This window comes from Pseudomonas sp. P5_109, assembly GCF_034009455.1.
Taxonomy (GTDB): Bacteria; Pseudomonadota; Gammaproteobacteria; order Pseudomonadales; family Pseudomonadaceae; genus Aquipseudomonas.
Genome location: NZ_CP125380.1, coordinates 1 through 15134 on the forward strand (window position 1 = coordinate 1; position 15134 = coordinate 15134).

General features: G+C 58.9%; 12 protein-coding genes. 7 read left to right on the plus strand and 5 right to left on the minus strand.

The window, feature by feature from the left end; genetic code table 11:
* From dnaA to gyrB, 4 genes are read left to right on the plus strand one after another with little or no spacing between them, the layout of a single operon-like run.
* Window positions 1–1521 carry a chromosomal replication initiator protein DnaA gene (dnaA, locus tag QMK54_RS00005; protein WP_320401830.1) on the plus strand — a complete coding sequence of 507 codons (1521 nt, stop codon included), beginning with the start codon at window positions 1–3 and terminating at the stop codon, window positions 1519–1521.
* A gap of 39 nt (window positions 1522–1560) precedes the next feature.
* Window positions 1561–2664 carry a DNA polymerase III subunit beta gene (dnaN, locus tag QMK54_RS00010; RefSeq protein WP_007969885.1) on the plus strand — a complete coding sequence of 368 codons (1104 nt, stop codon included), beginning with the start codon at window positions 1561–1563 and terminating at the stop codon, window positions 2662–2664.
* 20 nt (window positions 2665–2684) lie between these two features.
* Window positions 2685–3788, plus strand: coding sequence for a DNA replication/repair protein RecF (gene recF, locus QMK54_RS00015; RefSeq protein WP_320401831.1), 1104 nt, complete (start codon window positions 2685–2687; stop codon window positions 3786–3788).
* 5 nt (window positions 3789–3793) lie between these two features.
* Window positions 3794–6211, plus strand: a complete 2418-nt coding sequence (gene gyrB / locus QMK54_RS00020) for a DNA topoisomerase (ATP-hydrolyzing) subunit B (protein ID WP_095943029.1) — start codon at window positions 3794–3796, stop codon at window positions 6209–6211.
* A 228-nt stretch (window positions 6212–6439) separates the two neighbouring features.
* Here gyrB and QMK54_RS00025 read toward each other — a convergent pair whose 3' ends face one another.
* Complete coding sequence (locus QMK54_RS00025) at window positions 6440–7156, minus strand: response regulator transcription factor (protein WP_320401832.1); 717 nt, start codon at window positions 7154–7156, stop codon at window positions 6440–6442.
* A 170-nt stretch (window positions 7157–7326) separates the two neighbouring features.
* On the opposite strand from QMK54_RS00025, the gene QMK54_RS00030 reads away from it, so the two are divergent.
* A complete protein-coding gene (locus QMK54_RS00030; RefSeq protein WP_320401833.1) occupies window positions 7327–8862 on the plus strand; it encodes a PAS domain-containing sensor histidine kinase in 1536 nt (511 codons plus the stop codon).
* Between the two features lie 216 nt (window positions 8863–9078).
* Here QMK54_RS00030 and QMK54_RS00035 read toward each other — a convergent pair whose 3' ends face one another.
* The 4 genes from QMK54_RS00035 to glyQ all read right to left on the minus strand — a co-directional run bounded on the left by QMK54_RS00035 (window position 9079) and on the right by glyQ (window position 13491).
* The gene (locus QMK54_RS00035; protein WP_110661928.1) at window positions 9079–9858 is read right to left on the minus strand and encodes a lysophospholipid acyltransferase family protein; all 780 of its coding nucleotides are present in this window, start codon (window positions 9856–9858) and stop codon (window positions 9079–9081) included.
* A gap of 84 nt (window positions 9859–9942) precedes the next feature.
* Window positions 9943–10482, minus strand: a complete 540-nt coding sequence (gene gmhB, locus QMK54_RS00040; RefSeq protein WP_181432122.1) for a D-glycero-beta-D-manno-heptose 1,7-bisphosphate 7-phosphatase — start codon at window positions 10480–10482, stop codon at window positions 9943–9945.
* A 4-nt stretch (window positions 10483–10486) separates the two neighbouring features.
* On the minus strand, window positions 10487–12541 hold the full coding sequence (gene glyS, locus QMK54_RS00045) for a glycine--tRNA ligase subunit beta (RefSeq protein WP_110661926.1): 2055 nt from the start codon (window positions 12539–12541) through the stop codon (window positions 10487–10489).
* Window positions 12538–13491 (minus strand): glycine--tRNA ligase subunit alpha, encoded by a 954-nt coding sequence (gene glyQ, locus QMK54_RS00050; protein WP_003187265.1) that lies wholly within the window; start codon window positions 13489–13491, stop codon window positions 12538–12540. The genes glyS and glyQ overlap by 4 nt, the downstream gene beginning before the upstream one ends.
* Window positions 13492–13572: 81 nt before the next feature.
* Here glyQ and QMK54_RS00055 point away from each other — a divergent pair, with 81 nt between their 5' ends.
* Window positions 13573–14130: a DNA-3-methyladenine glycosylase I gene (locus tag QMK54_RS00055; protein WP_103396110.1), complete on the plus strand. Its 558-nt coding sequence runs from the start codon at window positions 13573–13575 to the stop codon at window positions 14128–14130.
* A gap of 40 nt (window positions 14131–14170) precedes the next feature.
* Window positions 14171–15058 (plus strand): lysophospholipid acyltransferase, encoded by an 888-nt coding sequence (locus QMK54_RS00060; protein ID WP_110661925.1) that lies wholly within the window; start codon window positions 14171–14173, stop codon window positions 15056–15058.
* Window positions 15059–15134: the final 76 nt, after the last annotated feature.

Consider the following 15134-nt stretch of genomic DNA (forward strand, 5'->3'; position numbering starts at 1 on the left):
GTGTCAGTGGAACTTTGGCAGCAGTGCGTGGAGCTTCTGCGCGATGAGCTGCCTGCCCAACAATTCAACACTTGGATCCGTCCACTACAGGTCGAAGCCGAAGGCGACGAGTTGCGTGTCTATGCGCCCAATCGTTTTGTTCTGGACTGGGTCAACGAAAAATACCTGGGGCGTGTTCTCGAATTGCTCGATGAGCACGGCGATGGCATGGCGCCTGCGCTTTCCTTATTAATAGGCAGCAAACGCAGTTCGGCACCGCGTGCCGCGCCCAATGCTCCCCTGGCTGCCGCGGCTTCCCAGGCCCAGGCTGCTCAAGCGCCCGCCAGTCCGCCGCCAGCACTTGCCGCAGCGTCGACCAAGCGCGCCACGCAAAAAGTGGCTGAAGTCACCGAGGAAGAGCCTTCCCGTGACAGTTTCGACCCAATGGCCGGCGCCAGTTCGCAACAGGCCCCGGTGCGCGCCGAGCAACGTACCGTGCAGGTCGAAGGTGCGCTCAAGCACACCAGTTACCTGAACCGCACCTTTACCTTCGAGAACTTCGTTGAGGGTAAATCCAACCAGTTGGCGCGTGCCGCCGCCTGGCAGGTAGCGGACAACCCCAAGCACGGTTACAACCCGCTCTTCCTTTATGGTGGCGTCGGCCTGGGTAAAACTCACTTGATGCACGCTGTGGGTAACCATCTATTAAAGAAGAATCCGAATGCCAAGGTGGTCTACCTGCATTCCGAGCGTTTCGTGGCGGACATGGTCAAGGCCCTGCAACTGAACGCGATCAACGAGTTCAAACGTTTCTACCGTTCGGTCGATGCGTTGCTGATCGATGACATTCAGTTCTTCGCCCGCAAGGAGCGTTCCCAGGAAGAGTTTTTCCACACCTTCAACGCCCTGCTCGAAGGTGGCCAGCAGGTCATTCTCACCAGTGACCGCTACCCGAAAGAAATCGAAGGTCTTGAAGAACGCCTCAAATCCCGCTTTGGCTGGGGCCTGACCGTAGCGGTCGAGCCGCCGGAGCTGGAAACCCGCGTGGCAATCCTGATGAAGAAGGCCGATCAGGCCAAAGTCGAGCTGCCTCACGATGCCGCGTTCTTCATCGCCCAACGCATTCGCTCCAACGTCCGTGAGCTGGAAGGCGCGCTCAAGCGCGTGATCGCCCACTCGCACTTCATGGGCCGCGATATCACCATCGAGCTAATTCGCGAATCCCTTAAGGACTTGTTGGCGTTGCAGGATAAACTGGTCTCTGTGGATAACATTCAGCGCACGGTCGCCGAGTACTACAAGATCAAGATCTCCGACTTGCTGTCCAAGCGTCGTTCTCGCTCGGTCGCACGTCCGCGTCAGGTTGCAATGGCCTTGTCCAAAGAGTTGACTAACCACAGCCTGCCGGAAATCGGCGATGTGTTTGGCGGCCGCGACCATACGACTGTTTTGCACGCCTGCCGCAAGATCAACGAACTTAAGGAATCCGACGCGGACATCCGCGAGGACTACAAGAACCTGCTGCGTACACTGACCACTTGATGAACACCAGCGCAGCTAATTAAGGCAAGGGACTAGACCATGCATTTCACCATTCAACGCGAAGCCCTGTTGAAACCCCTGCAACTGGTCGCAGGCGTCGTCGAACGCCGCCAGACCTTGCCGGTGCTCTCCAACGTGCTGCTGGTTGTCGAAGGCCAGCAATTGTCGCTGACCGGTACCGACCTGGAAGTCGAGTTGGTCGGTCGTGTTCAACTCGAAGAGCCGGCGGATCCGGGTTCCATCACCGTGCCGGCGCGCAAGCTGATGGACATCTGCAAGAGCCTGCCGAACGATGCGCTGATCGATATCAAGGTCGATGAGCAGAAGCTTGTGGTCAAGGCTGGCCGTAGCCGCTTTACCCTGTCGACGCTGCCGGCCAACGACTTCCCTACCGTGGAAGAAGGCCCGGGTTCGCTGACCTGCAGCCTGGAGCAAAGCAAGTTGCGTCGTCTGATCGAACGCACCAGCTTCGCCATGGCCCAGCAGGACGTGCGTTACTACCTCAACGGCATGCTGCTGGAAGTTTCCGCAGGCGTGATCCGCGCCGTGGCCACTGACGGTCACCGTCTGGCCATGTGCTCGATGCAGGCCGATATCGGTCAGCCGGATCGGCATCAGGTCATCGTGCCGCGCAAAGGTATCCTCGAACTGGCACGCCTGCTCACCGAGCCGGACGGCAATGTCAGCATCGTGCTGGGTCAGCACCACATCCGCGCCACCACCGGTGAGTTCACCTTCACCTCGAAGCTGGTTGATGGCAAATTCCCGGACTATGAACGCGTTCTGCCAAAAGGCGGCGACAAACTGGTACTTGGCGATCGCCAGGCCCTGCGCGAAGCGTTCAGCCGTACCGCGATTCTGTCCAACGAGAAGTACCGTGGTATCCGTCTGCAGTTGGCCAGCGGTCAGCTGAAGATCCAGGCGAACAACCCGGAGCAGGAAGAGGCGGAAGAGGAAGTGGGCGTTGAATACAACGGCGGCTCCCTGGAAATCGGCTTCAACGTGAGCTATCTGCTCGACGTACTGGGCGTGATGACCACCGAGCAGGTTCGTCTGATCCTGTCCGACTCCAACAGCAGTGCGCTGGTGCAGGAATCGGATAACGACGACTCGGCCTACGTCGTCATGCCGATGCGTCTGTAATCATGCTCAGCAGAAGCTAGATGTCCTTAAGTCGCGTCTCGGTCACCGCGGTGCGCAATCTGCACCCGGTGACCCTCTCCCCCTCCCCCCGCATCAATATTCTTTACGGCGCCAACGGCAGCGGCAAAACCAGTGTTCTGGAAGCCATCCATCTGCTGGGGCTTGCCCGTTCGTTTCGTAGCACCCGTCTATTGCCGGTCATTCAATACGAGCAGCTGGCCTGTACGGTATTTGGCCAGGTTGAGCTGGCGGAGGGCGGGCATAGCGCCTTGGGCATTTCACGGGATCGCCAAGGCGAATTTCAGATCCGTATCGATGGGCAGAATGCGCGCAGCGCCGCGCAACTGGCCGAGATCTTGCCGCTGCAACTGATTAACCCCGACAGCTTCCGGCTGCTGGAAGGTGCGCCGAAGATTCGCCGACAGTTTCTCGACTGGGGCGTGTTCCACGTGGAACCGCGCTTCATGTCAACCTGGCAGCGCTTGCAGAAGGCCCTGCGCCAGAGAAACTCTTGGCTGCGGCATGGTACACTTGACGCCGTTTCGCAAGCGGTTTGGGACAGGGAATTGTGCCAGGCCAGCGCCGAAATTGATGAATACCGCCGCGCTTATATCAAAGCCTTGAAACCAGTCTTTGAACAAACCTTGAGCGAACTGGTTGAGCTTGAAGGCTTGACGCTCAGCTATTACCGCGGCTGGGACAAGGACCGTGAACTGAGTGCTGTGCTCGCCGGATCTCTGCAACGAGACCAGCAAATAGGGCATACCCAGGCCGGACCACAACGTGCTGATTTGCGCCTCAGACTGGGCGCACACAATGCCGCGGACATCTTGTCCCGTGGCCAGCAGAAGTTGGTGGTTTGCGCATTACGGATTGCCCAGGGGCACCTGGTCAGCCAGGCTCGGCGCGGTCAGTGTATTTATCTGGTGGATGACTTGCCGTCCGAGCTGGACGAGCACCACCGTCGCGCGCTTTGCCGCTTGTTGGAAGACTTACGCTGCCAGGTATTTATCACCTGTGTAGATCACGAATTATTGAGGGAAGGCTGGCAGACGGAAACGCCAGTCGCTCTGTTCCACGTGGAACAGGGCCGTATCACCCAGACCCACGACCATCGGGAGTGAAGGCATTGAGCGAAGAAAATACGTACGACTCAACGAGCATTAAAGTGCTGAAAGGCCTGGATGCCGTACGCAAACGTCCCGGTATGTACATTGGTGACACCGATGATGGCAGCGGTCTGCACCACATGGTGTTCGAAGTGGTCGATAACTCGATCGACGAAGCTCTCGCCGGCCACTGCGACGACATCAGCATCATCATCCACCCGGATGAGTCCATCACCGTTCGCGACAACGGCCGTGGCATCCCGGTAGACGTGCACAAGGAAGAAGGCGTTTCGGCAGCCGAGGTCATCATGACCGTGCTGCACGCCGGCGGTAAGTTCGACGACAACTCCTACAAAGTATCCGGCGGCCTGCACGGTGTAGGTGTGTCGGTGGTGAACGCCCTGTCCAAAGAGCTTGTTCTAACGGTGCGCCGCAGCGGCAAGATCTGGGAACAGACTTACGTCCACGGTGTTCCGCAAGAGCCGATGAAAATCGTTGGTGAGAGCGAGACAACCGGTACGCAGATTCACTTCAAGCCATCGGCTGAAACCTTCAAGAACATCCACTTCAGCTGGGACATCCTGGCCAAGCGGATTCGTGAACTGTCGTTCCTCAACTCCGGTGTCGGCATCGTCCTCAAGGATGAGCGCAGCGGTAAGGAAGAACTGTTCAAGTACGAAGGCGGCCTGCGTGCGTTCGTTGAATACCTGAACACCAACAAGACTGCGGTCAACCAGGTGTTTCACTTCAACATCCAGCGCGAAGACGGCATCGGCGTGGAAATCGCCCTGCAGTGGAACGACAGCTTCAACGAGAACCTGTTGTGCTTCACCAACAACATTCCACAGCGCGATGGCGGTACTCACCTAGTGGGTTTCCGTTCCGCGCTGACGCGTAACCTGAACACCTACATCGAAGCGGAAGGCCTGGCGAAGAAGCACAAAGTCGCCACCACCGGTGACGATGCCCGCGAAGGCCTGACCGCGATCATTTCGGTGAAAGTGCCGGATCCGAAGTTCAGCTCCCAGACCAAAGACAAGCTGGTGTCTTCCGAAGTGAAGACCGCGGTCGAACAGGAAATGGGCAAGTACTTCTCCGACTTCCTGCTGGAAAACCCGAACGAAGCCAAGCTGGTTGTCGGCAAGATGATCGATGCGGCGCGTGCTCGTGAAGCGGCGCGTAAAGCCCGTGAAATGACCCGTCGTAAAGGCGCGCTGGATATCGCCGGCCTGCCGGGCAAACTGGCTGACTGCCAGGAAAAAGACCCTGCCCTGTCCGAACTGTATCTCGTGGAAGGTGACTCTGCTGGCGGCTCCGCCAAGCAGGGGCGTAACCGTCGGACCCAGGCCATCCTCCCGCTGAAGGGCAAGATCCTGAACGTCGAAAAGGCGCGTTTTGACAAGATGATCTCTTCGCAAGAAGTGGGCACCTTGATCACCGCGCTGGGCTGCGGTATCGGCCGTGACGAGTACAACATCGACAAGTTGCGTTACCACAACATCATCATCATGACCGATGCTGACGTCGACGGTTCGCACATCCGTACCCTGCTGCTGACCTTCTTCTTCCGTCAGTTGCCGGAACTGATCGAGCGCGGCTACATCTACATCGCCCAGCCACCGCTGTACAAGGTCAAGAAAGGCAAGCAAGAGCAATACATCAAAGACGATGACGCCATGGAAGAGTACATGACGCAGTCGGCCCTGGAAGATGCGAGCCTGCACCTGAACGAAGAAGCTCCTGGCATCTCCGGTGAAGCGCTTGAGCGCCTGGTGACTGATTTCCGTCTGGTGATGAAGACCCTCAAGCGTCTGTCGCGCCTGTACCCACAGGAACTGACCGAGCACTTCATCTACCTTCCAGCGGTGAGCATGGAACAACTGTCCGATCACGCAGCAATGCAAGATTGGCTGGCTCAGTACGAAGTTCGCCTGCGCACCGTCGAGAAGTCCGGCCTGGTTTACAAAGCCAGCCTGCGTGAAGACCGTGAACGTAACGTCTGGCTGCCAGAGGTCGAACTGATCTCCCACGGCCTGTCGAACTACGTCACCTTCAATCGCGACTTCTTCGGTAGCAATGATTACAAGACTGTCGTTTCGCTAGGCGCTCAACTGAGCACACTGCTCGACGACGGCGCGTACATCCAGCGTGGCGAGCGCAAGAAGCCGGTGACCGAGTTCAAGGAAGCCCTTGAATGGCTGATGGCGGAAAGCACCAAGCGTCACACCATCCAGCGATACAAAGGTCTGGGCGAAATGAACCCGGATCAGCTGTGGGAAACCACCATGGACCCAAGTCAGCGCCGGATGCTCAAAGTGACCATCGAAGACGCCATTGGCGCGGACCAGATCTTCAACACCCTGATGGGTGATGCGGTCGAACCTCGTCGTGACTTCATCGAGAGCAACGCCCTGGCGGTGTCCAACCTGGACTTCTGATCCAGGTCGGTGCCACGAAAAGGCCAATGCATTTGCATTGGCCTTTTTTTTGGTCAGTTCATTTTCAGCCTGGGCAGCGTCCTTGTAGGAGCCGGCTTGCTGGCGATGATCGTTAGCGATAACGCGTGTTAATTGGGTAAACAGGGCGTACTTGGGTCCATCGCCGGCAAGCCGGCTCCTACAGGTTTTGCGGCATCTGTGTTTCCAGGGATTGTCAGGGCCAGCGTTTCACTCGCTCGCCGACGCCACACTCTCCAACCGGTACCCATACCCATAAATCGTCAGCAACTGCCAACCGCGATCCGCTGTCAGGCCGAGCTTGTTGCGCAGGCGATAGATGTGGGTGTCCAGCGGCCGTGACGACGACATTTCCTCATGTGGCCAGAATCGTTCATACAGGTAATCCCGCGACAGCGGTCGGCCGAGGTTGCTGAACAGGCAATGCGCCAGGCGGTATTCGCGTTCGGTCATGACGATTGGTTTGCCGTCGCGAGTGACGGTCAGTTCGGCGTCGTCGAAAACCAGGTCATTGAAGCTCAACACTTCAGCAGCCAGGCGCTGCTGGCCATGGCGGCGCAGGACTGCGCCAACACGGGCCTTCAGTTCATTAGGGCGGAATGGTTTGCTGACGTAGTCATCGGCGCCTGCATTCAGGGCCTGAACGATATCGCTTTCGCCGTCGCGGCTGGTGAGCATGATCGCCGCTGGAGGAGCGTCCATGTGTTCGCGAGTCCATTGCAGCAATAACAATCCCGTGAGGTCGGGCAGTTGCCAGTCGAGGATCAGCAGGTCAAAGGTTTCCCGGCGCAGCTGGCGCAACAGGTCTTCGCCCCGTTCGAAGCTGTGCAGCGACCATGGCTGCTCTCCGGCTTCGGCCATCTGTTGCAGGGTTTGTTCGACCCGGCGCAGTTCGGCGGGCTCATCGTCCAGAATCGCAACACGCATACACGGTGATTCCTTGTCGCTTGGGCAGCTCTTTATCGACGATAGCGGCTCAATCGATACAGTGAAAGCAAGTGGCCCGCCGTTGGTCGCAGCGTCCGCTATGATTCTTTGGGTCGATGCCTCAGACGTAGGAACCATGAAACCATTCCCCCCGCCCTGCCCTGCTGGCCATGTTTGACCAACGCCGCCGTGAAAGCCGAGAACCCAGCCAGGTACAGCGATTGTTTCGGCAATTGGTGCGCGAGTGGTTGTGGATAAGTCTTGTGCTGCTGCCGCTGACGACGTTGCTGTCCTATCGCGCGCAAATCAACCTGGGCGATGTTTCCCCAGGCTTGAGCGCATTGCTTTCCCTTGGTCTGGTGACATGTGTGCTCGGGCTGTTGCTGTGGCGCCCGAGACTGGCGCTGTGGCTGACGCTCACGGGAATGGCGTGTGCGTTGCTGACCAGTGCCGGCCTTGCAGAGTTCAAGCGCTGGTGGTGGTCACCGACACCTGCGGTGTTGGGGATGCTGTTTGGTTATCTGATCTGGAACTGGCGGCGCCTGAGTGTGGTGCTGACCTATTTCGGTTGGGAGTTGGCGCGGCTGGACAGCGAGCCGAAAGTGTTTCCGGAGCGCCGCCGTGCCCGGTATCCCGGTGGCGACCGTTTGCAGAAACAGATCATCGCGCTGGAACAAGCCATGAGCCTGACCCGCGATACCCATCGATTCATCGCCGACGGCCTGGAATACTTGCCGGTGGCCACGTTGATCACCGATCCACAGGGGCAGATTCTGCTTGGCAACCGCAAGGCCCGTGACCTGTTTGGCGGGGATCTGGTTGGTGATGATGTACTCAAGCGACTTGAACAGCTCGGTTATCCAGATATGAGCCGTGGGGCGGGCTCGTCTTTATCGTCCCTTCCCCTGCTGGAGTTTCGCGACCTCAAGGAGCGCAGTCTGCGTCTGGAGCGTGCCGAGCTGTTACCGGTAGACGGCGAGATTCCGGTTGGCTGGCTATGGAACCTGACTGATTTGAGTGTCGAGCGCGATGCGGAGGAGCAGCGCGCGGTCCTGTTGCGGTTCCTGTCTCACGACCTGCGGGCGCCTCACTCGGCCATTCTCGCCTTGCTCGACGTCCATCGTCATCAAGTGGGCGGTGATTCGCCGCTCTTTGATCAAATCGAGCTACAGGTACGCCGGGCCCTGGAACTGACTGACGGTTTCGTTCAATTGGCGAGAGCCGAGTCCGAGGCTTATCAGTTTCAACCGAGCCTGTTTGCGATGCTGGTGCTGGATGTGTTCGATCAAGCGCTGCCCATCGCGCAGTTGAAACAGATCGAACTGGTTCATCAGGTGGAAGAGGAGGCACAGGAAAGCCTGGTTTTGGCGGATCAGGCGCTGCTGACTCGGGCGTTGTTCAATCTGCTGGAAAATGCCATCAAGTACAGTGTTTCAGGTACTCGCATCCGTTTGCGCGTCAGCCAACGCGACGGCTGGCTGACCTGTGAGCTCATCGATCAGGGCAAAGGCATCGCCGCTGAGGAGTTACCTGAATTGTTCAGCCAGTACCGGCGCTTTTCTTCTGCCCAGGGTATCGATGGCGTGGGGTTGGGATTGTCGATGGTCAAAGCCGTTGTGGATCGGCACGGTGGGCGAATCGAGTGTCAGAGCGAGGTGGGTCGGGGCACGACATTCAAGCTGCAATTCCCGCTGTTTACTGAATGAAAGCGCACGTTCGGGTCGCGCTGTCATATCGACAATCGGCGGATTGCTCCGGACATAAAAAAACCGGCTATATCAGCCGGTTTTTTTACGTCCTAAAAAAACTTATGCACGTTTTTATGATTTTTATCATTCAAAGAAATATGTAAAAGAATCATAAAGTTACGTGTAAAAAACGACGGTTTTCGATGAAACGGTACACAGGTTATCCACAGAATCTCAGACAGTCACCTGATCGTTTGAAACCGGTGCTTGCGGAGCCGGTGGCAGCGAGCCCATTTCCCGTTGCATCTGCTCGTTCCACGCCTGGACCCGGTCGTTCAATTCAGCAATGGCTCGCGGTCCGGTGCCTGCGGCATACATCGGCTCGCCAATGATCACGGTAATGACGCCCTGCTTCTTCGCCCAACCGGTTTTCGGCCAGAACTTGCCGGCGTTGTGCGCAATCGGCAGCACCGGCAATTCGGCGTTGACCGCCAATGCACTGCCACCGCGGGAGAACTTGCCGACGGTGCCGAAAGGAACACGCGTGCCTTCAGGGAAGATCAGCACCCAGACATTGTCCTTGAGCAGTTCATCGCCCTTCTTCGCCACATGCTTGAGTGCGGCTTTCGGGTTGTCGCGATCGATGGCGATCGGTCGCAGCATGGCCATGGCCCAACCGAAGAACGGCACATAGAGCAGTTCACGTTTGAGCACCTGGCTCAGCGGTGAGAAGTAAGCAGAGAGAAAGAATGTCTCCCACGTACTCTGGTGGTTCGACTGAATGACGCAAGGCCGTTCAGGCACGTTCTCGGCACCCTTCACTTCGTAGCGGATACCCAGAAACACTTTGCTCAGCCACAAGGCACAGCGACACCAGTAGACGTTGATGAAGCGATAACGTGCCTTGAAGGGCAGGAACGGCGCGATAAAAAAACTCAGGCTGCACCACAGCAAGGAGCTGGTGCCCAGCAGCAGGTAAAAGAGGAAGGTTCTGATCGCCTGCAATATCGACATGGTGACGTTTACCGTTGCGGGAATTGCCCGCCTTATATAAAGCGCACTCCCGATCAATCCTTGGTCAGGAACAATCGAAGCACTTTAATTGTGGATAAGTTCTGCGGCAATCGCCGCCAAATCGTCGAAAATCAATGTGCCTGCCGGAAGGGTCTTGCCCAAAGTCTTTTCGCCTTTCCCGGTCTTTACCAAAACTGGCTGTGAATCGACGGCTTTGGCGGCTTCCAGGTCACCAAGGCTGTCGCCGACGAACCAGAGATTGGTCAGCGACACGTTGTAATGAGCGGCGATGGTTTTCAACATCCCGGGTTTCGGCTTGCGACAATCGCAGCCTTCGTCCGGCCCGTGGGGGCAGTAGACGATCAGCCCGACCTCACCGCCCTGCTCCGCCACCAGCGCGCGCAAGCGCTCGTGCATGGCATCCAGAGTGGCGAGGTCGTAATAGCCGCGAGCGATGCCCGACTGGTTGGTAGCGACCGCTACCGTCCAGCCGGCCTTGCTCAACTGCGCGATGGCTTCGATCGATCCAGGGAGCGGAATCCACTCCTCCACCGACTTGATGTAAGCGTCGGAGTCGTAATTGATCACCCCGTCCCGATCGAGAATCAGCAGTTTCAACAGCAGTCCCTCAACCCAGCAGCGAAATGTCGGCGACGCCGAGGAACAACCCACGCAGGCGCGCCAGCAACGCATAACGGTTGGCGCGGACTTTTGCGTCCTCCGCGTTGACCATCACGGCTTCGAAGAACGCATCCACCGGCTCGCGCAGTGCAGCCAGGCGTGCCAGGGATTCGCTGTACTGACGCGCGGCGGCCATTGGCTGTACAGCCTGGTCAGCCTGCTGGATCGCCGAGTACAGGGAGAACTCGTTGGCATTGTCGAAGTACTTGGCTTCCACGACGGTAGGCACCGAGCCTTCGACCTTGCTCAGCAGGTTCGACACGCGCTTGTTCACCGCGGCCAGGGCAGCGGCTTCCGGCAATTTGCGGAAGGCCTCTACCGCTTGCACGCGCTGGTCGAAGTCCAGGGCCGAGCCTGGCTTCAGGGCACGTACCGACAGGTAGGTGGCGACGTCGACACCTTCGTCTTCGTAACGGGCACGCAGACGGTCGAAGATGAACTCCAGCACCGAGTCATTGAGGCCGGCAGCCTTGACCTTGGTACCGAACGCATCCACGGCGAAAGCCACGGCGTCGGTCAGGTCCAGATCCAGTTTTTTCTCGATCAGGATGCGCAACACGCCCAGTGCCGCACGGCGCAGGGCATACGGGTCCTTGCTGCCGGTCGGCAGCATGCCGATACCGAAAATGCCGACCAGAGTGTCGAGCTTGTCGGCGATGGCCACGGCCGCACCGGTCAGGGTGGACGGCAGTTCAGCGCCAGCACCGCGCGGCATGTACTGCTCGTTCAGGGCCAGGGCGACATCTTCCGGCTCGCCGTCGTTGAGGGCGTAGTAGTAACCGGCGACGCCTTGCATCTCCGGGAACTCACCGACCATCTCGGTCGACAGGTCGCACTTGGACAGCAGGCCAGCGCGGGCTGCCCACGCAGCGTTGCCGCCGATGCGCTGGGCGATGAACGCGGCCAGCTTGGATACGCGCTCGGCCTTGTCGTAGACGCTGCCGAGTTTTTCCTGGAACACCACGTTCTGCAGGCGCAGGTTGAAGTCCTCGAGTTTCTGCTTCTTGTCTTGCTTGAAGAAGAACTCGGCGTCGGTCAGGCGTGGGCGAACCACTTTCTCGTTACCGGCGATGATCTGCTGCGGGTCTTTGCTTTCGATGTTGGCCACGGTAATGAAACGTGGCAGCAACTTGCCGTCGGCATCCAGCAGGCAGAAGTACTTCTGGTTGTCCTGCATGGTGGTGATCAGGGCTTCTTGCGGCACGTCGAGGAAGCGTTCCTCGAACGAGCACACCAGCGGCACTGGCCATTCGACCAGTGCGGTCACTTCGTCGAGCAGGGCTGGCGGTACGATTGCCGTGCCTTCCTGACGGGTAGCCAGTTCTTCGGTGCGCTTGCTGATGATCTCGCGACGCTCGTTGGCATCGGCCAGCACGTAGGCGGCACGCAGGTCGGCCAGGTAGCTGGACGGCGAACCGATGCGCACGTTTTCCGGGTGATGGAAGCGGTGGCCACGGGAGTCACGGCCAGCCTTCTGCGCGAGGATGGTGCAGTCGATGACCTGGTCACCGAGCAGCATCACCAGCCATTGGGTCGGACGCACGAACTCTTCCTTGCGTGCACCCCAACGCATGCGTTTCGGGATCGGCAGGTCGTTCAGCGAATCTTCGACGATGGTCGGCAGCAGGCTCGCGGTCGGCTTGCCGGCGATGCTCTGGCTGTAGCGCAGTTTCGGGCCGCTCTGATCGATTTCGCTCAGCTCGACGCCGCACTTCTTGGCAAACCCCAGGGCTGCCTGAGTCGGGTTGCCTTCGGCATCGAACGCGGCCTGACGTGGCGGGCCATCGAGGTTGATGCTGCGGTCCGGCTGCTGGGTGGCCAGTGCGGTGATCAGCACGGCCAGGCGGCGCGGGGCGGCATAAACGGTTTTGGTTTCGTAGTTCAGGCCGGCAGCTTGCAGACCCTTATCGATACCGGCGAGGAACGCCTCGGCCAGGGTGTTCAGGGCTTTGGGTGGCAGTTCTTCAGTGCCCAGTTCAACCAGAAAATCCAGAGCACTCATTGTGCAGCCTCCAGCTTGGCCAGTACTTCATCACGCAGGTCCGGGGTCGCCATCGGGAAGCCCAGCTTGGCGCGAGCCAGCAGGTAGGCTTGCGCAACGGAACGCGCCAGGGTGCGTACACGCAGGATGTATTGCTGACGCGCGGTCACCGAGATCGCCCGGCGCGCATCCAGCAGGTTGAAGGTATGGGAAGCCTTCAACACCATTTCGTAGCTCGGCAACGGCAGCGGCTGGTCGAGCTCGATCAGGCGCTTCGCTTCGCTTTCGTAGAAATCGAACAGTTCGAACAACTTGTCGACGTTGGCGTGTTCGAAGTTGTAGGTCGATTGCTCCACTTCGTTCTGGTGGAACACGTCGCCGTAGGTCACTTTGCCGAACGGACCGTCAGCCCAGACCAGGTCGTAGACCGAGTCCACGCCTTGCAGGTACATGGCCAGACGCTCGAGACCGTAGGTGATCTCGCCGGTCACCGGGTAGCACTCGATGCCGCCCGCTTGCTGGAAGTAGGTGAACTGGGTCACTTCCATGCCGTTGAGCCAGACTTCCCAGCCCAGACCCCAGGCGCCGAGGGTCGGCGATTCCCAGTTGTCTTCGACGAAGCGGATGTCGTGGACCAGCGGGTCCAGGCCGACATGCTTGAGGGAGCCCAGGTACAGTTCCTGGAAGTTGTCCGGGTTCGGCTTCAGGACCACCTGGAACTGGTAGTAGTGCTGCAGGCGGTTCGGGTTTTCGCCGTAGCGGCCGTCAGTCGGACGACGGCTTGGCTGCACGTAGGCGGCGTTCCAGGTTTCCGGGCCGATGGCGCGCAGGAATGTTGCAGTGTGGAAAGTGCCGGCGCCTACTTCCATATCGTAGGGCTGAAGTACCACACAACCTTGCTCGGCCCAGTATTGCTGGAGGGCGAGGATCAAGTCTTGGAAGGTACGCACGGCTGGCGTAGGCTGGCTCACGAAATTCACCTGTTTCTTGGGCTGCGATTTAAAGAGCGGGAGTATACCCGATTCATGGCTGCGCACGCCCCCTGGAGCCTTATGCCACGCTGCTTTTGGTGTTCCGAAGATCCGCTATACATGGCTTATCACGATCAGGAGTGGGGCACGCCGCTACGCGATGCGCAGGGATTGTTCGAGTTGCTTTTGCTCGAAGGGTTCCAGGCCGGGCTTTCCTGGATCACCGTGCTGCGCAAACGCGAGCATTATCGTCAGGTGATGTTTGGTTTTGATGTCCAGCGCGTGGCGCAGATGAGCGATGCCGAAATCGACGAGTTGATGCTCGATCCCGGGATCATCCGCAACCGCCTCAAGCTCAACGCGGCCCGGCGCAATGCCCAGGCCTGGCTGGCGCTGGAGGACCCGGTGGCGTTTCTCTGGTCGTTCATCGGTGGCAAGCCTGTGATCAATCATTTCAAGGATCGCAGCGAAGTGCCGGCCGTCACGCCGATTGCCGTCGAGATGAGCAAAGGCCTGAAAAAAGCCGGTTTCACCTTCGTCGGGCCAACCATTTGCTACGCGCTGATGCAGGCCTCGGGCATGGTCATGGATCACACCCGCGATTGCGACCGCTACGCGCAGTTGGCGAACGGCGGTTAGAATAGCCGCCTCGCGCACAGCACAAGATCAGGAGTGACCTGTGGATAAGTTGAAAGGCGCCTTGCTGGTAGGCGCTCTGCGGCTGTTTGCCCTGCTTCCGTGGCGGGCCGTGCAAGCCGTGGGCTCGGCGATTGGCTGGGTCATGTGGAAAACCCCGAATCGTTCCCGTGACGTGGTACGGATCAACCTGTCCAAGTGCTTTCCGGACATGGACCCCGCCGAGCGTGAACGCCTGGTGGGCCAAAGCCTGAAGGACATCGGCAAGTCCTTGACCGAAAGCGCCTGCGCCTGGATCTGGCCGGCACAGCGCTCCATCGACCTGGTGCGCGAGGTCGAAGGCCTCGACGTGTTGAAGGACGCCCTCGCCTCCGGCAAAGGCGTGGTCGGCATCACCAGTCACCTGGGCAACTGGGAAGTGCTCAACCACTTCTATTGCAGTCAGTGCAAACCGATTATTTTCTATCGTCCGCCAAAGTTGAAGGCGGTGGATGAATTGCTGCAAAAGCAGCGGGTGCAGTTGGGTAACAAGGTCGCCGCCTCCACCAAGGAAGGCATCCTCAGTGTCATCAAGGAAGTGCGCAAAGGTGGTGCAGTGGGCATCCCCGCTGACCCGGAACCGTCCGAATCCGCCGGGATCTTCGTGCCGTTCTTCGCCACCCAGGCACTGACCAGCAAGTTCGTGCCGAACATGCTCGCCGGCGGCAAAGCGGTTGGCGTGTTCCTGCATGCCCTGCGCCTGCCGGACGGTTCGGGCTACAAAGTGATCCTCGAAGCCGCGCCCGAGGCCATGTACAGCACCGATACGGCAGAGTCCTGTGCGGCCATGAGCAAAGTGGTCGAGCGTTATGTCGGGGCCTACCCAAGCCAGTACATGTGGAGCATGAAGCGCTTCAAGAAGCGTCCACCGGGTGAAGAGCGCTGGTACTGACTTACTTGGCACACTCTGTGGATAACCTGTAGGAGCGAGCTTGCTCGCGATGGACGTTAATGATGACGTGGGCTGC